The sequence below is a fragment of the Longispora urticae genome (assembly GCF_053902585.1).
The window spans coordinates 21337-39956 of record NZ_JAQZSH010000048.1; the positions used below are offsets into that span (position 1 = coordinate 21337).

General features: G+C 71.6%; 23 protein-coding genes. 13 read left to right on the plus strand and 10 right to left on the minus strand.

Annotation, left to right across the window (positions count from 1 at the left end; genetic code table 11):
- Positions 1-17: 17 nt before the first annotated feature.
- A complete protein-coding gene (locus PT931_RS32720) occupies positions 18-389 on the minus strand; it encodes a VOC family protein (RefSeq protein ID WP_363726789.1) in 372 nt (123 codons plus the stop codon).
- 115 nt (positions 390-504) lie between these two features.
- On the minus strand, positions 505-1860 hold the full coding sequence (locus tag PT931_RS32725) for an RNA-guided endonuclease InsQ/TnpB family protein (RefSeq protein ID WP_456249678.1): 1356 nt from the start codon (positions 1858-1860) through the stop codon (positions 505-507).
- On the opposite strand from PT931_RS32725, the gene PT931_RS32730 reads away from it, so the two are divergent.
- From PT931_RS32730 to PT931_RS32740, 3 genes are read left to right on the plus strand one after another with little or no spacing between them, the layout of a single operon-like run.
- The gene (locus PT931_RS32730) at positions 1859-2554 is read left to right on the plus strand and encodes a helix-turn-helix transcriptional regulator (RefSeq protein WP_456249581.1); all 696 of its coding nucleotides are present in this window, start codon (positions 1859-1861) and stop codon (positions 2552-2554) included. The genes PT931_RS32725 and PT931_RS32730 overlap by 2 nt on opposite strands.
- A gap of 4 nt (positions 2555-2558) precedes the next feature.
- Positions 2559-2975 carry a thioredoxin family protein gene (locus PT931_RS32735; RefSeq protein WP_456249582.1) on the plus strand — a complete coding sequence of 139 codons (417 nt, stop codon included), beginning with the start codon at positions 2559-2561 and terminating at the stop codon, positions 2973-2975.
- Between the two features lie 47 nt (positions 2976-3022).
- On the plus strand, positions 3023-3466 hold the full coding sequence (locus PT931_RS32740) for a DUF4395 domain-containing protein (protein ID WP_456249583.1): 444 nt from the start codon (positions 3023-3025) through the stop codon (positions 3464-3466).
- A 76-nt stretch (positions 3467-3542) separates the two neighbouring features.
- On the opposite strand, the gene PT931_RS32745 is transcribed toward PT931_RS32740, so the two are convergent.
- Both PT931_RS32745 and glnA read right to left on the minus strand, forming a co-directional pair.
- Positions 3543-4175, minus strand: a complete 633-nt coding sequence (locus tag PT931_RS32745; RefSeq protein WP_456249584.1) for a phosphotransferase — start codon at positions 4173-4175, stop codon at positions 3543-3545.
- Positions 4175-5527, minus strand: a complete 1353-nt coding sequence (gene glnA / locus PT931_RS32750; RefSeq protein WP_363726799.1) for a type I glutamate--ammonia ligase — start codon at positions 5525-5527, stop codon at positions 4175-4177. Before glnA ends, PT931_RS32745 begins: the two co-directional genes overlap by 1 nt.
- Before the next feature lie 63 nt (positions 5528-5590).
- Here glnA and PT931_RS32755 point away from each other — a divergent pair, with 63 nt between their 5' ends.
- The 7 genes from PT931_RS32755 to PT931_RS32785 all read left to right on the plus strand — a co-directional run bounded on the left by PT931_RS32755 (position 5591) and on the right by PT931_RS32785 (position 11922).
- Positions 5591-7309: an NAD+ synthase gene (locus PT931_RS32755; protein ID WP_456249585.1), complete on the plus strand. Its 1719-nt coding sequence runs from the start codon at positions 5591-5593 to the stop codon at positions 7307-7309.
- Positions 7310-7340: 31 nt separating this feature from the next.
- Entirely contained in the window at positions 7341-7850 is a 510-nt protein-coding gene (locus PT931_RS32760) for an RNA polymerase sigma factor (RefSeq protein WP_456249586.1), read from the plus strand.
- Positions 7847-8854, plus strand: a complete 1008-nt coding sequence (locus PT931_RS32765) for a hypothetical protein (RefSeq protein ID WP_456249587.1) — start codon at positions 7847-7849, stop codon at positions 8852-8854. Before PT931_RS32760 ends, PT931_RS32765 begins: the two co-directional genes overlap by 4 nt.
- A gap of 116 nt (positions 8855-8970) precedes the next feature.
- On the plus strand, positions 8971-9789 hold the full coding sequence (gene panB, locus PT931_RS32770) for a 3-methyl-2-oxobutanoate hydroxymethyltransferase (RefSeq protein ID WP_456249588.1): 819 nt from the start codon (positions 8971-8973) through the stop codon (positions 9787-9789).
- A 64-nt stretch (positions 9790-9853) separates the two neighbouring features.
- A complete protein-coding gene (gene npdG, locus PT931_RS32775) occupies positions 9854-10507 on the plus strand; it encodes an NADPH-dependent F420 reductase (protein WP_456249589.1) in 654 nt (217 codons plus the stop codon).
- Positions 10500-11201 carry a helical backbone metal receptor gene (locus tag PT931_RS32780; protein WP_456249590.1) on the plus strand — a complete coding sequence of 234 codons (702 nt, stop codon included), beginning with the start codon at positions 10500-10502 and terminating at the stop codon, positions 11199-11201. Before npdG ends, PT931_RS32780 begins: the two co-directional genes overlap by 8 nt.
- A gap of 43 nt (positions 11202-11244) precedes the next feature.
- On the plus strand, positions 11245-11922 hold the full coding sequence (locus PT931_RS32785; protein WP_456249591.1) for a GNAT family N-acetyltransferase: 678 nt from the start codon (positions 11245-11247) through the stop codon (positions 11920-11922).
- A 55-nt stretch (positions 11923-11977) separates the two neighbouring features.
- On the opposite strand, the gene PT931_RS32790 is transcribed toward PT931_RS32785, so the two are convergent.
- From PT931_RS32790 to PT931_RS32810, 5 genes are all read right to left on the minus strand, one after another.
- Complete coding sequence (locus tag PT931_RS32790) at positions 11978-13360, minus strand: RNB domain-containing ribonuclease (RefSeq protein WP_456249592.1); 1383 nt, start codon at positions 13358-13360, stop codon at positions 11978-11980.
- Between the two features lie 85 nt (positions 13361-13445).
- A complete protein-coding gene (locus PT931_RS32795; RefSeq protein WP_456249593.1) occupies positions 13446-14045 on the minus strand; it encodes a histone H1-like repetitive region-containing protein in 600 nt (199 codons plus the stop codon).
- Between the two features lie 51 nt (positions 14046-14096).
- Positions 14097-14312 (minus strand): hypothetical protein, encoded by a 216-nt coding sequence (locus PT931_RS32800; RefSeq protein WP_456249594.1) that lies wholly within the window; start codon positions 14310-14312, stop codon positions 14097-14099.
- Between the two features lie 351 nt (positions 14313-14663).
- A complete protein-coding gene (locus PT931_RS32805; protein ID WP_456249595.1) occupies positions 14664-15044 on the minus strand; it encodes a hypothetical protein in 381 nt (126 codons plus the stop codon).
- Positions 15041-15568, minus strand: coding sequence for a DUF1697 domain-containing protein (locus PT931_RS32810; protein ID WP_456249596.1), 528 nt, complete (start codon positions 15566-15568; stop codon positions 15041-15043). Before PT931_RS32810 ends, PT931_RS32805 begins: the two co-directional genes overlap by 4 nt.
- Positions 15569-15591: 23 nt before the next feature.
- Here PT931_RS32810 and PT931_RS32815 point away from each other — a divergent pair, with 23 nt between their 5' ends.
- Complete coding sequence (locus tag PT931_RS32815) at positions 15592-16077, plus strand: isochorismatase family protein (protein ID WP_456249597.1); 486 nt, start codon at positions 15592-15594, stop codon at positions 16075-16077.
- On the opposite strand, the gene PT931_RS32820 is transcribed toward PT931_RS32815, so the two are convergent.
- Positions 16055-16933: an EamA family transporter gene (locus PT931_RS32820; RefSeq protein WP_456249598.1), complete on the minus strand. Its 879-nt coding sequence runs from the start codon at positions 16931-16933 to the stop codon at positions 16055-16057. The genes PT931_RS32815 and PT931_RS32820 overlap by 23 nt on opposite strands.
- 84 nt (positions 16934-17017) lie before the next feature.
- On the opposite strand from PT931_RS32820, the gene PT931_RS32825 reads away from it, so the two are divergent.
- Together PT931_RS32825 and PT931_RS32830 are read left to right on the plus strand one after the other, a co-directional pair.
- Positions 17018-17893 (plus strand): LysR family transcriptional regulator, encoded by an 876-nt coding sequence (locus tag PT931_RS32825; RefSeq protein ID WP_456249599.1) that lies wholly within the window; start codon positions 17018-17020, stop codon positions 17891-17893.
- Positions 17890-18570 carry an HAD family hydrolase gene (locus tag PT931_RS32830; RefSeq protein WP_456249600.1) on the plus strand — a complete coding sequence of 227 codons (681 nt, stop codon included), beginning with the start codon at positions 17890-17892 and terminating at the stop codon, positions 18568-18570. Before PT931_RS32825 ends, PT931_RS32830 begins: the two co-directional genes overlap by 4 nt.
- The last annotated feature ends 50 nt before the right edge of the window (positions 18571-18620 follow it).

An 18620-nucleotide genomic window follows, 5' to 3' on the forward strand; every position in this document is an offset into this window, starting at 1 on the left:
GGGGGCGCCGTACCCGTCTAGACGTCCTTGCCGTTCTGGGGGCTGTACACGGCGATGTGGTTGCCGGTCGGGTCGGACAGGTGCGCGAAGACCAGCCCGTTGTCGCCGTCCTGGGCCGGGACCAGGACCTTGCCGCCCGCCGCCTCCGCCGCCGCGCACGTGGCGGGCACGTCGTCGACCACGATGTAGAACGTCGCGTAGTTGGGCGTGTGGCCCCCGGTCGCGAACACCCCGCCCTCGATCGACCGCTTGGCCGGCGTGCTGACCTTGCGGTACGGCGCCTGCTCGGAGAACCGCCAGCCGAACACCGAGCCGTAGAACGCCTCCGTGCCGCCGACGTCGTCGGTGCCGATCTCGAACCAGCCGATCCCGTTCTGCCACTCGGACATGGCTTCCTCCCGCTGTAGTTCCGCGATCGGGGGTGATCGCGGTCGTGCAATGGGGCAAGCCTCGACGGCGTCCGCGACAACGTCCTGTCGGAGATTGATTTGACATCCACCCCGCCTACCGGGCGGGGATCCCTGCCACGCATCGCGTGAAGCTCGCGATGTCGTCTCGGCGGGTTCCTGTTTCACCAGTGGCTGCCCGGCCAAGGCCAGGTCTTCTGCCACCTCCACAGGCGTTTAGCCTCTCCGCCTGTCCAGCGGCGAGGATGTTCCTCGCTGCGTTGCGATCACGGTCGTGATGGGCATCACAGTGCTGGCAGATCCAGGAGCGCACGGACAGCGGCTTCTTGTCCCCGACGACCCCGCAGGTCGAGCAGCGGCGGGTGGTCGGTTCGAACCGGCCGATGACACCGACATGTCGACCATGCTTTGCGGCCTTGTACTCAAGGAACCGCCGGAACATGCCCCACCCGGCGTCGTACACGCTCTTGGCCATTCGTGTGCGTGCGAGGCCGGACACCGCCAGGTCTTCCAGGTACACCGCTTGGTTCTCACGGACCAGCCTGGTCGTCTCTTTGTGCATCCAGTCTCGCCGACAATCCCGCACCCTTGCGTGGGCACGAGCGAGCTTGACACGGGCCTTGGCCCGGTTGTTCGACCCCTTCACCTTGCGCGAGACTTCCCGCTGCGCTCGGCGCAATCGCCGTTCGTGATTCCGGAGAAAACGTGGATTCCGAATGACCTGCCCCCTGGAGGTCACCGCGTAGGAGGACAGTCCCAGATCGATCCCGATCTCCGTCTCTGACCCCGGCAGAATCGTCGGTTCGACATCCACGACGAACGACGCGAAATATCGCCCCGTCACATCACGGACGACTGTGACCGACGATGGCGCTGACGGCAGTTCCCGAGACCAGCGCACCGCGATGTTGCCAACCTTGGCGACGTACAACGTGCCGTTCGGGCGCACGGTGAACCCGTTGCGGGTGAGCCGGAACGACTGGCGATGGTCGCGGCGGCTGCGAAACCGTGGAGGCCCGAGCCTCCGACCACGACGGCCCCCGGTGACCGAATCCATGAAGTTCTTGTGGGCGGCATGAGCGTCCCCGACAGCCTGGATCAGCGCCACCGAGGAAACCTCACCAAGCCACGCCCGCTGGGGAGACTTCTTAGCCGCCGTAATCACCCGGCGCTGGATCTCGGTGTCCGACAACCTCTCGCCTCGACAATGGGACGATCGGCGGAGGGCCACGGCGTCATTGAACACAACACGGACGCACCCGAACACCCGCGCCAACTTGGCGACCTGGCTGGGGCTCGGGTAGAGCCGAAAGTTGTACCGAAGGCGCACGACAGCCAACCTAGCGCGAGGGTGTGACATTTCCGTTGTGAGCGGGCAACCGCGCTGGCGTCCCTCCTGGCGGTTCATGCGTGTCCGGCACACTGTCACACCCCGCCGGTACGGTGCCGGCATGAACCGCACCGACCGGCTCTACGCGCTCGTCGAGGAGCTCCGCGCCGTCGCGCCCCGCCCCCGCAGCGCGCGCTGGCTGGCGGCCCGGTTCGAGGTGTCCACCCGGACCGTGGAGCGCGACCTGTCGGCGTTGCAGCAGTCCGGGGTGCCGATCTACGCGGAACCGGGCCGCACCGGGGGCTACGCGCTCGACCGCAGCCACACCCTGCCGCCGGTGAACGTGACCCCCGGCGAGGCGATCGCGATGGCCGTGGCGCTGCACAAGCTCGGCGGCACGCCGTTCGAGGAGGCCGCGCGGGCCGCCCTGCACAAGCTGCTGGCCGTGATGCCCCCGGCTGAGGTGTCCGCGACCCGGGACCTGGCCGAACGGGTGCACATGGTCGGCCCGCCGTCGACGCCGGTGCCCCGGGCCATCGCCGAGGCGCTCACCGCCGGCCGGGCGCTCCGCCTGGTCTACCTGGACAAACAGGGCGTGCAGTCGAAGCGGGTCGTCGAGCCGATCGGGTACGTGGGCGGGGTCTGCTGGTATCTGCTCGCCTGGTGCCGGCTGCGCGACGCCGCCCGGGTGTTCCGGCTGGACCGGATCGTCGACGTCGACCAGCTGGACGATCCGGTCCAGCCCCGCAAGTTCGGACGTGACCAACTAGACATCCCCTTGGACCTGCTCAAGGGGGTGCCGGTCGTGGGATCGTAGACGGATGTCTCCCGGGCTCTGGGTCGTGGTGGCCGTGCTCGGCGCGACCACTGTCCTCGGCCTGCTGTGGCAACGGTCGAACGGCCGGATGCGCGACGCGGCCGCCCCGGCTCCCGGCCATCCCGCGCTCGCCGGCCTCGAACTCGACCTCAGCCTGCCGGTCACGCTCGTGCAGTTCTCGTCGGCGTTCTGCGCGCCCTGCCGGGCCACCCGCGCGCTCTGCGCGGACGTGGCGTCGCGCACCCCGGGCGTCGGGCACGTCGAGCTCGACGCGGAACACCACCTCGACACCGTCCGGGCGCTGGACATCCGGCGCACCCCGACCGTGCTCGTGGTCGACGGCGCGGGCCGGATCGTGCGGCGCGCCAGCGGGCTGCCGACCAGGTCACAGCTGATGACGGCTATCGCCGACCTGGTCTGATCTGCGAGAATGTCCGGGCGCCGCCGCGTCCGAGAAGGCTGTTACGTATGCTGCTCGATCCCCGTGGGCCCCGGTTCTCCGCCGCGGTCACCACCGTCGTCCTCGTACTCGTCCTGATCACCGGTTCCGGGTGGCTGGCGCTGGCCCAGGCCGTCGTGTTCGCCCTCAGCGCGTTCCGCCCGGCGCTGTCCCCCTACGGCCTCGTCTACAGGGCCCTGCTCGCGCCCCGGCTCGGCCGGCCCGAGGAGCTGGAGCCCGCCGCGCCGTTCCGGTTCGCCCAGACCGTGGGCTTCGGGTTCGCGGCGGTCGCCACCGTCGGATACCTGGCCGGAGCGCCCGTCGTCGGTACCGTGGCCGCCGGGTTCGCCCTGGCCGCAGCCTTCCTGAACGCGGCCTTCGGCCTGTGCCTGGGGTGCGAGGCGTTCCTGCTGTTCCGCAGGGCCACGCACCGCCCGGTCCAGTCCCGGGTGCCCAACCCGTCGGCCCACTGACGAACGGAGCCGCGCTGCCGAAGTCGGCAGCGCGGCTCGTTCACGTTCTCAGTACCGTGGGGGCCCGAAGGCCCGGCTAGACCAGCAACGCCTCCGCGCGCGACAACTCGTTCCGCTCCGCCTCGGTCAGGTTCCCGTCGGCCGCCCGGAACGCCATCGCCTCCCGGACATGGCTCAACGGCTCCCCCAACGCCTCCCGGTACGCCGCGAGCAGCGCCCGCGCGGGTGCCGCCAGGATGCTGTCCCCGGCCGCGACGTGCGCCAGGATCACCCCGGTCACGGCCCGGTCCAGCCCCGGTTCGCCGGTGCGGCTGTTGCGCCAGTCGATGACGACCGGCCCCTTGGACGTGATGATCACGTTGCCGGGGTGCAGGTCCAGGTGCAGTATCCGGTGATCGGGCTTGTTGGGGACCGGCGCGGGGAGCTTGTGCAGCCGCTGGTGCAGTTCGGCGAGCATGAGCCCGGCGCGCTCGGCCTCCAGGTCACCGGAGACGAGGGCCTCGACCATGGAGGGGCCGTAGAGGCGTTCCATGATGAGGTCGCGCTGCCGGGCCGAGTAGACCCGGGGTACGGGGAAGCCGAGGGTGTGCAACCTGGCCATGATGGTCTTTTCGCCCGCCGAGTTGTGCGGGCCCTTGTAGCGGCGCAGCACACGGTCACGGTCGATGGCGTAGACGTCGGCGTCCCTGCCGGACGCGAGGAGTTCCACTAGAGCATCCCGAGGTAGCGCTGGCGTTCGTAGGGGGTGACCTGTCGTCGGTACTCCTCCCACTCCGCCCGCTTGTTGGCGAGGAAGAAGTCGAACACGTGCTCGCCGAGGGTCTCGGCGACGAACTCCGAACCGGCCATGACCTCGATGGCCTCGGCCAGGTTCTGCGGCAGCGCAGCGTAGCCCATGGCGCGACGCTCCGCGTCGGACAGGCCCCACACGTCGTCCTCGGCGCCCGGGGGGAGCTCGTAGCCCTCCTCGATGCCGCGCAGGCCGGCGGACAGCAGGACGGCGAAGGCGAGGTACGGGTTGCAGGCGGTGTCGGGCGAGCGGATCTCGACGCGCGCCGAGTTGGGCTTGCCGTACGCGGGCACCCGGACCAGCGCGGACCGGTTCGAGTGGCCCCAGCAGACATAGGCGGGCGACTCGGTGATCCGGTTCTCCACGTGCTGCGGGAACAGCCGCTTGTAGGAGTTGACCCACTGGTTCGTCACGGCGGTGAACTCGCGCGCGTGCACGAGCAGCCCGGCGATGAAGGAGCGCGCCGTCTTGGACAGCTTCATCGGGTCGGACGGGTCGTGGAAGACGTTGCGCTCGCCCTCGAACAGCGACAGGTGGGTGTGCATGCCGCTGCCCGGCTGGTCGCTGAACGGCTTCGGCATGAACGAGGCGTGCACGCCCTGGCCGAGCGCGACCTCCTTCACCACGTGCCGGAACGTCATCACGTTGTCGGCGGTGGTCAGCGCGTCCGCGTACCGCAGGTCGATCTCCTGCTGGCCGGGGGCGACCTCGTGGTGGCTGAACTCGACGGAGATCCCGATCCGTTCGAGCGCGAGGACGGCCTGGCGGCGGAAGTCGCGGGCGGCGGCGTGGGTGGTGTTGTCGAAGTATCCGCCGGCGTCGACGGGGCTCGGGGCCGAGCCGTCGTCGGGCAGGTCGTTGAACAGGAAGAACTCGATCTCGGGGTGGGTGTAGAAGGTGAAGCCCTTCTCCGCCGCCCGCGACAGCACCCGGCGGAGCACGTGCCGGGGGTCGGCCCAGGACGGCGAGCCGTCGGGCATCAGGATGTCGCAGAACATCCGGGCGCTCTCGCCGGACGCGCCGCCCTCGAAGGGGAACACCTGGAACGTGGTGGGATCGGGCATGGCGACCATGTCCGACTCGTACACCCGCGCGAAGCCCTCGATCGCGGAGCCGTCGAACCCGATGCCCTCCTCGAACGCGGCCTCCAGCTCGGCCGGCGCGACGGACACGCTCTTGAGCGTGCCGAGCACATCCGTGAACCACAATCGGACAAACCGGATATCCCGTTCTTCCAGCGTTCGCAGCACGAACTGCTGTTGCCGATCCACCGTTACGCCCCCTCAGATGACCTGTCAGGACTACCGTACGGCCTCCGGGGCAAGATAGGAGCCATGCCGACACTGCGCCTCGCTCTCGCCCAGGTGAACACCACTGTCGGGGACGTCCCCGGCAACGCCGCGCTGATCCGCGACTGGACCCTCCGGGCCCGGGAGGCGGGCGCGCAGATCGTGGCGTTCCCCGAGATGACCCTGACCGGATATCCGGTGGAGGACCTGACGTTCCGGGAGAGTTTCGTCGCCGCCTCCCGGGCCGCCGTGGACCAGCTCGCCACGGAGGTTCCGCCCGAGCTGGCCGTCATCGTCGGCTACCTCGACGCCGACGGCCCCGCCCGCACCGGCTCGGACTCCGCGCGCGACCGGGGCCCCCGCGACGCGCTCGCGCTCCTGCACGGCGGCAGGGTCGTCGCCCGGTACTTCAAGCACCACCTGCCGAACTACGGCGTGTTCGACGAGGACCGGTACTTCGTGCCCGGCGACACCCTGACCGTGGTCCGGATCAACGGGGTGGACGTCGCGATGACCGTGTGCGAGGACATCTGGCAGCCGGGCGGCCCGTTCGCGGTGGCCGGGCGCGCGGAGGTGGGCCTGGTGGTGAACATCAACGCGTCGCCGTACGAGCTGAACAAGGACGACGTGCGGCTGCCGCTGGTGGCCCGCCGGGCGCGCGAGGCCAACGCGGCGGTCGCGTACGTGAACCTGGTCGGCGGCCAGGACGAGCTGGTCTTCGACGGGGACTCCCTGGTCGTGTCGGCCGACGGCGAGCTGCTGGCGCGCGGCGGGCAGTTCACCGAGGAGCTCCTCGTCGTGGACCTGCACCTGCCGCTGGCCACCTCCGACGACACCGGCGACTTCGGCGAGATGCTCGTCGCGCGCACCGCCCTGCCGGCGCTGCCCGAGCTGACCGGCCCGGCGGTCGCGCCCCGGATCGAGCCCCGGCTCGGCGACGAGGCGGAGGTGTGGGGCGCGCTCGTGACGGGCCTGCGCGACTACGTACGCAAGAATGGGTTCCGCTCCGTGATCCTCGCGGTGTCCGGCGGGATCGACTCGGCCGTGGTCGCCGCGATCGCCGTGGACGCGGTCGGCGGGGACAACGTCTACGGTGTGGCCATGCCCAGCGGCTACTCCAGCGGGCACTCCCTCGACGACGCGGAGGAGTCGGCCAAGCTCGGCGGGTTCCACTTCAGCGTGCAGCCCATCGCGCCGATGTTCGACGCGTTCATGGCCAACATGACCCTGAGCGGCCTGGCGGCGGAGAACCTCCAGGCCCGGATCCGGGGCATGGTCTCGATGAGCCTGTCCAACCAGCACGGCCACCTGGTGCTGTCCACCGGCAACAAGAGCGAACTCGCCGTCGGGTACGCCACGCTCTACGGCGACATGGCCGGCGGTTTCAACCCGCTGAAGGACGTGCCGAAGCTGCTGGTCTGGCGGCTGGCCCGGTGGCGCAACACGGTCTCGCCGCTGATCCCGGAGAACTCGATCTCCAAGCCGCCGAGCGCCGAACTGCGCCCCGACCAGCTCGACACGGACTCCCTGCCGCCGTACGAGATCCTCGACCCGCTGCTGCACGGCTACATCGACCTGGACATGGGCAGCGCGGAACTGAAGGCCGCCGGGCACGATCCGGCGCTCGTGGACCGGGTGCTGCGGATGGTGGACATCGCCGAGTACAAGCGGCGGCAGTCCGCGCCCGGCACGAAGATCTCGATCAAGGCGTTCGGGCGGGACCGCCGGCTGCCGATGACGAACCGGTTCCGCGAAGGGCTGTAATCACCGGCCCTCCCGCGACACATACCGGAGCATGAGGGAACCCAACGAGGTCTGGTTCCGCGCCGTGTACGCCGAGTGCTACCCGGCCGTGGTGCGCTACGGCCTGCGCCGGCTCGGCGCGCTCGGCCCCGCCGAGGAACTCGCCCAGGAGGTCTTCCTGACCGCCTGGCGGCGCAGGACCGACGTGCCCGGTCACGAACTCCCGTGGCTGTACGGGGTGGCACGTCGCCTGCTGGCCAACGAGTGGCGGCGGGCCCGGCCCGCGTTCGTGGAGCTCGTCGACGCCCCGGCCCCGGTCGGTGGCGTCGACGAGCTGCTCGACGTCCGCGCGGCGCTCGGCACGCTGTCCGAGGACGACCGGGAGCTGCTGCGCCTCGTCGGCTGGGAACAGCTGTCGGTGAGCGAGGCCGCCGCCGTGCTGGGCTGCGGCCGGGCGGTGTGCGCGGTCCGGTTGCACAGGGCCCGCAAACGGCTCGTCGCGGCCCTGGACCGCGTTCCCCCGCAGCACGACGCCACCCCGGTCAAGGGAGCGACCCGATGAACACCGTGCACCGCGTCCGCGCACTCCTGGGTCCCGCGGACCCGGCCGCCGGCCTCGACCCGTCGGTGCCGGACCCGACGGACCTGCTCGCCCGGGCGCGCGGGGACATCACGGCCGAACCCGGGGCCCGGTCCGCGCGGCCCGCCCGGTGGCCGAAGCTGGCGGTGGCCGGCGTGTTCGTGGCGGTGCTGGTCACGACCGGCGTCGCGGTGCTGCGGCCGGGGCCGGTGCCCGGGCCCGCGTACCACGGCACCCCGCCGGCCCTGACGGACCTGCCGGCCCCGACCGGCCCCGCGGCCACCTGCCTGAACCCGCTGGCCGACCGCGTGGCCGAGACGGCCTACGACACGGCGACCGGCAGGTACGCCCGGGTGGCGACGTTCGGGGACCAGGTGGCGTACGGCGGGGACAAGCGGCGGGCGTACCAGGTGACCGACTCCCGGAGCTGGCTCGCGGCCGACGGCGCGGGCCGGGTCCGGCGGATCATCCAGCCGGCGCGGTTCCCGACCGAGGAGGCCCGGTCCTGGTTCGCCGACCACCGCTCGGAGATCCTGAGCGGCTCGACCGTCGACATGGAGCTCGACGCCGGGGACGGCAGGCCCCGGCCCCTGCTGACCGACCCGGCCGAGGTGGCCCGCCGCTACGCCGCCGCGCCGAAGTGGTCAGGGCCGTCGAACGCGCTCAACATGGTCAGCGAGGCCCAGATGCAGCTGCCGAACCGGGCCCAGCGGACCGCCCTGCTCCGCTTCCTCGCCCAGGCCCCGTATGTGAACTGCCTCGGGGCGGTCACCGACCCGCTCGGCCGGCAGGGCGTCGCGGTCAGCGCCGACGACTCGAAGTTCCCCACCAGCGCCGGTGGGGGGTCCCGCCGGCACCTGGTGCTGATCTTCGCCCCCGACACCGGTGAGCTGCTGGCCGAGCTGGACTTCCTCCCCGACGAGCAGGACACCTACGACGGCTACACGGTCTGGGTCGGCCGGGACCGGGTCTCCGACACGGGCTGAGCTGTGAGATTGTCCACCCGACCCTGCCGAAAGGGCCGGGTCGGGTGGGACGATCGATCGAGAACCTCTCAACACCCGGGGACCCGCGAGGGCCTCGAGGGACAAGGAGACCGATCATGTCTTTGTATGGCGGCCCCAGCACCAGGCGCGTCCGCACCCGCGACCTCCAGCTCGCGAAGGACAACGGCGAGCGCTGGGCGATGCTGACGAGCTACGACCAGTACACGGCGGGGATCTTCGACGCGGCCGGCATCCCGGTCCTGCTCGTCGGCGACTCCGCGTCCAACAACGTCTTCGGCCACTCGACGACCCTGCCCGTGACCGTGGACGAACTGATCCCGCTCACCCGCGCCGTCGTCACCGCCACCCAGCGCGCGCTGGTCGTGGCGGACCTGCCGTTCGGCTCCTACGAGCTCAACGCGGAGCAGGCGTTCCACACCTCCGTGCGGTTCATGAAGGAGGCCGGGGCGCACGCGGTGAAGCTGGAGGGCGGCCGCAAGCGCGCCGACCAGATCCGGACCCTCGTCGACGCGGGCATCCCCGTGATGGCGCACATCGGGTTCACCCCCCAGAGCGAACACACCATGGGCGGGTACCGGGTACAGGGCCGCGGTGACGCCGGTGCCGACATCCTCGCCGACGCGCACGCGGTCCAGGAGGCCGGCGCGTTCGCCGTGGTGATGGAGATGGTGCCCGGTGACGTGGCCGCGCGGGTGACCAAGGAGCTGACCATCCCGACGGTCGGCATCGGCGCGGGCGCGGACTGCGACGCGCAGGTGCTGGTCTGGCAGGACCTGGTCGGCCTGCGCACCGGCCCGATGCCGCGGTTCGTGAAGCGGTACGCGGACATGGCCGGGGTGCTGGAGAACGCGGCGAAGACCTACGCCGACGAGGTCCGCGGCGGCCAGTTCCCGACGATCGACCACACCTTCTAGGTACGCGGCGGAGCGCGTCGAGGACCCGTCCCCGGCGCGCTTACCCGTGGGTAGGATGGCGCGCATGGACCTGCCTGACGTTTCCGCACTGACCGTCGCCATCCTCGGCGGTACCGGCGAGCAGGGTCGGGGCCTCGCGGTCCGCCTGGTGAAGGCCGGACAGCGGGTGCTGATCGGCTCCCGGACGGCCGAGCGCGGCCAGGCCGCCGGGGCGGAGATCGGCGCGGAGGGCGGGGACAACGCCACGGTCGCCGCGGCCGCCGACGTCGTGATCGTGGCCGTGCCGTGGGCCGGGCACGGCGAGCTGCTGGCGTCCCTGCGCGCCGAGCTGGCCGGCAGGATCGTGGTCGACTGCGTGAACCCGCTGGGCTTCGACAAGCAGGGCCCGTACGCGCTCGCCGTCGAGGAGGGCAGTGCCGCCCAGCAGGCCGCCGCGCTGCTCCCCGACTCCCGGGTGACGGCAGCGTTCCACCACGTCAGCGCGCCGCTGCTGCTGGACCCCGCGGTCGCCAGCATCGACATCGACGTGCTGGTGCTCGGGGACGACCGGGAGGCCGCCGCCGTCGTGCAGGCGCTGGCGGCGCGGATCCCGGGGATGCGCGGGATCTGGGCGGGCCGGTTGCGCAACGCGCACCAGGTGGAGGCGCTGACCGCGAACCTGATCGCGATCAACAAGCGGTACAAGGCGCACGCGGGGGTCCGCGTCACCGATGTCTGACCCGGGCCGGGTCGTCTCGCTCGTCCCGTCGCTGACCGAGGCCGTCGCCGCCACCGCGCCCGGCGCCCTGGTCGGCGCGACCGACTGGTGCACCCACCCGGCCGACCTGGACGTGGCCCGGATCGGCGGCACCAAGTGGCCCGACGTGGCCGCCGTCCTCGCGCTGCGGCCGGATCTGGTGCTCGCCAACCAGGAGGAGAACCGCGAGGAGGACGTGCTCGCGCTGCGCGCCGCCGGCCTGCGGGTGCACGTCACCTATCCGCGCACGGTGCCCGAGGCCCTCGACGCGCTCGCCGACATCTGCGTCCTGCTCGACCGTCCGGATCCGGAATGGCTGCGACAGGCGCGGACCGCGTGGGACTTCTCCCCGCCGCCCGCGCGCCGGGTCGCGGTGCCGATCTGGAAGAAGCCGTGGATGTGGGTCGGCGAGGACACGTTCGCGGCCGACGTACTCGCCAGACTGGGTTTCCCGACGGTCCATTCCGGGCGGTACCCGAAAAAGTCGGTGAAGGAAACAACCGCCCTGGAACCGGACATCATTGTCTTTCCCGACGAGCCCTACGCTTTTCATCCGGGCGACGGTCCGGAAGCGTTTCCGGAGTTTCGCAGCGCCTTTGTCTCCGGCCGCCATCTGACCTGGTATGGCCCCTCTCTGGCCGAGGCGCCAACCGTTCTGACATACCAACTGAGCTGAATGGGTCATTGCCCTTTGGTGTTACCGATGTCACCCTTCCGTGGTGCTGAATGTCGTTGAGGAGTACTGGAATCGGGCGCTCGGCCGGGACACCACCCCGGGCGTGCACCTCGTGGCCGACAGCAGGGGTGGACACGGGGTCTACGTGCTCGGCACCCCGGGCTGCGTCCGGGTCACGGTCCCCACGGAACAGCTCACCGACGCCGTCATGGCCGTGCACGGGATCGGTCCGGAGTCGCTCCTGACCGCCGAGTTCTGGTCGGGGGTCTTCCCGCAGGCCGCCGTACTCGGGCCCAGCCAGCACCACTACCTGACCAGCGCCGACCGGCTCCCCGAGCACTCGACCATCCGCCGCCTCAACCCGGGTGACCACCTCGCGCTCGCCGAGCTGCGCTCCGCCTGCCCCGAGGAGGACTGGGAGGAGGGCGGCTTCGCCGACGAGCCGGGCGCGCTGTTCGGGGCGTTCGACGAGGGCAAGCTGCTGGCGGCGGCGAACCTGACCAACTGGAACGGCCAGCCCACCGACGTCGGGCTGCTGACCCGGCCCGAGGCGCGCCGGCGGGGCCTGGCGACCCGGACGGCGGCGGCGGCCAGTTCGCACGCGCTCCGACTGCACGGGATCGCCCGGTTCCGGGCCCTGGTGGACAGCCCGGCGGCCATGCGGATCGCCCAGCGTCTCGGGTACACCCCGTACGGCCTGAACGTCTACGTGCGCCTCTGAGGCCCACCGCGCGCCCCAGGCGACCCGCCTCCAGGCCGGGAGCGGCCCCGCGCCTCTAGGCCCGGAACAGCACCCGCCGCTTCTTCGGGTCGGCCTCCACCAGGGTCACCTGCACCCGCTCCCCCAGCGGCAGCGCCCCCTCGCAGCGCGCCACCACGGCGAGCTCCTCGACCGCGACCATGCCGCCCTTGACCCCGCGCCGGTCGTCGAGGTCGAGCACCCCGGCCTCGAAGCGTTCGCCCACCCGGTCGGCGAGCAGCACCGCCTCGACCAGGTCGACGGCGCCGCGCTCGGCCGCGTTGGCCCGCCGGTCGGTCTTCGACATCACCTCGGGCAGCCCCGGGAGCGCCGCCCGCACCCAGTCGGGCACCGGCTGGCCGGCGTGCAGGGCGAGGCAGACCTCGGTCGCGTACCGGTCGGCGAGCCGGCGCAGCGGGGCGGTCACGTGCGCGTACGCCGTGGCCATGCCCGCGTGCTGGGACTGCTCGGGCACCGCCCCGTCGAACGGCGTGTACCCGGCGCCGCGCATCAGCTCGGCCGCCGCGTCCAGGAACGCCGCCCCGCGCGGTTCGCCCGGCGACACGGTGGCGATCACCTCGCCGACCTTCGCGCCGGCCGGCCACGCGATGCCCAGGGCCTTCGCGCACGTCTTCAGCCGGTTGACGGCGCCCTGCTCCGGCGGGGGCATGGTGCGCAGCAGCCCGACCTTGCCGGCGAGCATCATCGCGCCCGCGGCGGCCCCGGTGAGCAGGGAGATCTGCGCGTTGTACTGCTCCAGCGGGGTCTGCTGGCGCAGGTGCAGCGCCCAGCCGTCGCCGTCCGGGGAGATCTCCTGCTCCGGGATGGGCAGGTTGATCGCGCCCCGGGCCAGGCCGAGGGCGACGAGCAGCGGGCCGATCACGGGCAGCAGGGCGATCGACTCGGGCAGGGTGGCCGGGTCCATGTCGTAGCTGAGCTTGGCGCGGCTGCGGACGAGCGCGCGTTCGACGTCGACGTGCGTGGTCGTACCGTCGGCGGCCAGGTCGATCGTCCACAGCACGGCCGGGGTGTCCTGGTCGGGCAGCAGGCTCGCGCCGCCCTCGCTCATCACCTTCGGGTGCAGCGGCACCTTGCCGTCGGGCAGGTACACGGTCTGGCCGCGCAGCCAGGTCTCGGCGTCCAGCGCGCCGCCGGGGTTGACGAACGCGGCGACGTCGGCGATGGCGTAGTACACCCGGTAGCCGTCCTCGTGCCGGGTGAGGAGCATGGCCTGGTCGAGGTCCATGGAGGTCGGCGGGTCGATGGTGACGAAGGCGAGGTCGGTGCGGTCGGTCCGGGGCAGGTCGCGCGGGCCGGCGGCGGCCTCGGCGAGCGCCGGGGCGGGAAACTCCCCGGGCAGGTCCAGCTCGCGGCGCAGGTCTGAGAAGTCGATCCTGGGGGCACTCGAGATCCGGGTCACGCGGTCTTTCTACCAGGTCCCGCCGGCAAAACGTCCGGACGCGCTGGGGCGGGGCCCGTCCCCGGACCCCGCCCCGCGTGATGCACTACTTTTTGGTCGTACCAGTAGATTTGCGGGCTGTTGTCTTTTTCGCGGCGGCCTTCTTGACCGCCTTCTTGACCGTCGCCTTCTTCGCCGGGGCCTTCTTGGCCGCCGTCGTCTTCGTCGGCGCGGTCTTCGTCGCCTTCTTCGCGGCCACCTTCTTGGCGGGCGCCTTCTTCGCCGTCGTCTTCTTGGCGGCCGTGGTCGCCTTGCGGACGGTGCTGGCCTTCTTGGCGGCGACCTTCTTCACGGCGGTCTTGGCCGTGCTCTTGGTCGCGGCCTTCTTCGCCGGCGCGGTCTTCTTCGCAGCGACCTTCTTGGCCACCACCTTCTTCGCCGGGGCCTTCTTCGCCGCCGTGGTCGTCTTCTTCGCGACGGCCTTCTTCACCGCCGCCTTCTTGGTGGCGACCTTCTTGGCCGGGGCCTTCTTGGCGGCCGCCTTCGTCGCGGGCGCGGTCTTCTTCGCGACCGTCTTCTTGGCGACGGTCTTCTTCGCCGCCGTCTTCTTGACCGCCTTGGTCGCCGTCTTCTTGGCGGCGGCCTTCACGGCGGTGGTCTTCTTCGCGGCCTTCTTGGCCGGCGCCTTCTTAGCCATCGTGGCCATGGTTTCCTCCTTGAGAGCTAGCACTGATTTGTATGCAAAAATCGCACCGGATCAGGCCGTTTCTCCTTTCCAGCGGGCGTCTTCGGCATCCAGTCGCGCCTCGCGTTCCGCCACCTTCTGTAGTGCGTGGCTCGCGTCCTGCGCGGTCGCGTACGGACCGAGGCGATCCACCCCGGCGCACGCGTTGCCTTCGGTCTCCACACGGTTGTGTCGCAGACACCAGTAGAACTGGGCCGGTTCGCCGCTCGCTGAGACACCGCTAGTCATGTGATAAGAGTGCACTCACAAATCTGCACATGTGATGTATTCGTGTAAATACGCCTACCAACTGCTATGTGGAGCAGCGGGGCAGCCCGGCAACGCGAATGCCGAAAACCCTTGTATGCCAAGGAAAAAAGCGCGCGCACACCTGTCGATCGGTGTGCGCGCGGCGTACCAAAAAAATTTGGGGTCAGGGGCGGTTTTTGCCCTTCGAGACGAACAGGACCACGCCGATCACGGCCGCGACCGCCAGGACGATCGGGCAGAGGATGAAGGCGAGGTGCACCGGTTGCAAGGCTCCCATGGCCCACAGACTAGGCGCCGGGGCACCGGATCCGCTGCCCCGGGGACCGTCCGTTAAGGCGTGAGGAGGGTCTTCGCCAGCCGGGGCAGGAAGAACGCCCAGCCCGCGATGTGCGCGGTGCGCTCGTCGGCGTCCGCGGGCGTGTACGGCCCGTGGGTCAGCTCCAGCCGCCTGCCGTCCGCGCGCACGTCGACCCGGAACGCCCTGCCCTCCCCGTCCCACTGCCAGGAGAACGCCAGATGCCCGGGCTCGTGCGCCAGTACCCGGCCGGTGAGCACCCGGCCCAGGTGCGCGAAATTCACCACATACAACCCGTCGGCCATGAACAGCTCCCCGCCCCACCAGGCGCGCAGCACGTCCGGGTCGGTGAAAGCGGCCAGCGCGCGTTCCGCCGGCACCCCGGGCACGTCGACCCCCGTGCGCAGCTCGCTCATGCGTCCGCCAGCGCGAGGAGCTTGGTGACCGTGTTCCAGTTGCGGGCGGTGCCGACGACGCCGAGACGCCGCTCCAGCAGGTCGTTGGTGAGCTTGGAACGGCCGGAACCGTTCGCGTACCACAGGTAGGCCTCCGTGCCGTCGACCCGGAACTCGTCCGGCTCCAGCGCGGCCGGGTCCAGCGTCGCGATCTTCGCCGCCGTGGGGACCGCCGACAGGAAGTCCACGTGCACCGACGTCGGGTCACTCACCCGGTCCGGCCACGGGTTGCGCGCGATTACGGCGGCCAGCTCGTCGCGGGTCCGGGTCAGCACCGAGACCGTGAGCCCGAGGTCGGCGGTGATCCGGCGCTCGATGTCGCCCGCGAGGTCCTCTCCCGCGCCGGTGAACACGACGTTGCCGCTCTGCACGACCGTGGCCACGTCGGTGAACCCCATCCCGACCATGGCCTCCTTCAGCCAGGACATCGCCACCTTGTTCCGCCCGCCGACGTTGATCGCCCGCAACAGCGCGATATGCCTCATGGCGGCCACGCTACCCTCCGGTCATGACAACGGGTCTCGTCCTCATCGACCTCATGCCGCGCATCGTCGCGCTACCGGTCGCCCCGCACACCGGTCCCGAGGTGCTCGACCGGTGCCTCCAGCTCGCTTCGGCGTTCCGCGCGGCGGGCCGGCCGGTGTTCCTCGTCCGGGTCGACCGGCCCAACGTCGCCGAACAGCCGCCCGGCAGCGGGTTCGTCGAGGGCCTCGTGCACGACGGTGACACGCTGATCGTGAAGAACACGGTCGGAGCCTTCTCCGGTACGACGCTGGAGGCCGACCTGCGGGCCCGCGGCGTGGACACGGTGGTGTTCGGCGGGCTGGTGACGACGATGGGCGTGGAGTCCACGGCGCGCGCCGCCTCCGACGCCGGGTTCGAGGTGGAGTTCGTCGAGGACGCGATGTCCGGGCTGACGGCCGAGGAGCACGCGATGGCGGTGGGGACGGTGTTCCCCCGGTTCGGCAAGGTCACGAAGACCGCGGACTACTGACCTCCAGCTCGGGCGCGGCCGGTGCGGGGCGGGAGCCGGTGCGGGCCGCGCCGAACGACGCGAGGGTGACCAGCAGGATCCCCGCCCCCTGGAGCACCCCGGGGATCTGGTGCAGCATCACCGCCCCCACCACCAACGCGAACGCCGGCTCCAGGCTCATCAGCGTCCCGAACGCCGACGTGGTCAGCTCGCGCAGCGCCAGCAGCTCCAGCGTGTAGGGCAGCACGGGGATCAGCAGCGCGAGCCCCACCCCGACGAGGAGCAGCGACCAGTCGAGGTGCGGCCACGCGGCCGGGGCGCCGAAGAACGTCGCCACCAGGGCCGCCGCCGGCATCGACACGGCCAGCCCGTCGAGCCCGGAGAACCGGTCGGCGACCCGCTGGGTGAGCAGGATGTACGCCCCCCAGCACGCGGCCGCCCCGAGCGCGAAGGCGATCCCGACCAGGTCCGCGGTCCCCGTCCAGGGCTGCGTGACGAGCAGTACCCCGCCGAACGCGAGCGCCGGCCAGGTCCGGCCGCCCGGGCGGAGCAGACCCACGGCGAGCGGCCCGAGGAACTCGACGGCCACGGCGGTGGCCAGCGGCAGCCGGGCGACCGCCTCGAAGAACAGCAGCGTGATCCCGGCGCTGACCACCCCGAGCACGGCGGCCGTCCCGAGGTCGGCCGGGCGCATCCGCCACACCTTCGGCCGGGCGATCGCGACGAAGATGACGGCCGCCCAGGACAGGCGCAGCCACGACGCGCCGGCCGGTCCGATCGTGGTGAACAGCGAGGTGGACACCGCCGCGCCGACCTGGATGATCAGCATCGAGGCGAGGGCGTAGCCGACGGCGGGGGCGGAGGTCGCGGGGGTCATGGGTCCATCGCACCCCGGCCGTACCGTTCATGTCTATCGCAGGATCATGGACTAACCGTTCATGAATCATGGACAATCGAGAACATGGACACCCATCGACTCCGGGTACTCGTCGAGCTGCACCGCAGGGGCACGATGCGGGCCGTGGCCGACGCCACCGGGTACGGCACGTCGACCGTCTCCATGCACCTCGCCACCCTGGAGCGCGAGGTCGGCGCGATCCTGCTCGAACGTACCGGGCGCACGGTCCGGTTCACCCCCGCCGGCCGGCGGCTCGTCGAGCACGCGGAGGGCATCCTCGCCGCGATCGACGCCGCGCACGCCGCCCTGGGCCCCGACGGACCACCCAGCGGGGTGCTGCGGGTGGCCGCCTACACCAGCGCGTTGACCAGCTTCGTGCTGCCCGTGGTGCGCCCGCTCGCCGCCAGCCACCCCGACCTGCGCGTCGAACTCCAGGAACGCGAACCCCCCGAGGTGGCGGCCCTGCTCGCCGACGACGAGATCGACCTCGGCTTCGTCTACGACTACAACCTGGTGCCCCGGTTCGCCGACGACGAGACCGCCCGGTACGTGTGCTCGACCCCGATGGTGCTCGTCGTCCCGGCCGGCCCGGTCCCGACCCGGCTGGAGGACCTGGCCGGCGAGCCCTGGGTGGCGAACTCCCGCAGCGAGGACGACACCGAGCTGGCGGAGCGGTGCTGCGCGCTGGCCGGGTTCGCGCCCCGGGTCACGCACCGGGCCGACAGCCTCGAACTGGTGATGGACATCGTGGCCGCCGGGCTGGGCGTGGCCCTCGTGCCGGACTTCCTCACGCCCCGGGCCGGGGTGGTGCTGACGCCGATCCCGGGGGTGGAGGCGGTCCGCCGGATGTACGCGGTGACCCGGCCGGGGCGGCAGGCGTGGCCGGCGGCGGCCCTGCTGACCCGCCTGGTGACCGAGTACTCGCGGGCGAACCCGTGACCGCGGCGGAGGGCTCGGCTGGCAACCGTAAGGTGCGGCACGGGGACGGGGCCGCCGCCGGGGTGCCCGCGCTGGTCGCGTTCGACCTGGACGGGACGCTCACCCGGGGGCCGAGCTGCCTGGAGAGCATCGCCGCCGCGAACGGTTTCGCCGAGCGGATGGCCGTCTGGGAGACGTCGCGGACCGAGGCGGAGATCCGCGCCGCCCGGACCGGGGTGTGGCCGATCCTCACCGGGCTGGCCCCCGACCGGATCACCGGGCCGCTCGGGGACATCCCGCTCGCGCCCGGGGTGTTCGAGGGGCTGGCGGCGTTGCGTGCGGCGGGCGTACCCGTCGTGATCGTGTCCCTGACCTTCACGCTGACCGTGCGGTGGTTCGCGGAACGCTTCGGGGTCGCCGACTTCATCGGCACCCGGCCGCACGGGCGCGGCTTCCGGCACGTGTTCCCGTGGACGAAGCCGGTGCTGCTGGCCGAGTTCGCGGCCCGGCGGGGCATCGCGATGGCCGACGTGGCGGCCGTCGGGGACAGCCGGGGCGACGTGCCGATGCTGCGCGCCGTGGGCCGGTCGGTGTTCGTCGGGCCCACCCTGCCCGAGGACCTGACCCCGACCTGGCACCTGCCGGACGCGTCGATCGCGACGATCACGTCCCTCCTGCTCCCGAACCAGAACCCCTAGCCGGGTACCGGGAGCCGCCGCACCCCGGCTCGGACCGGACCGCCGCACCG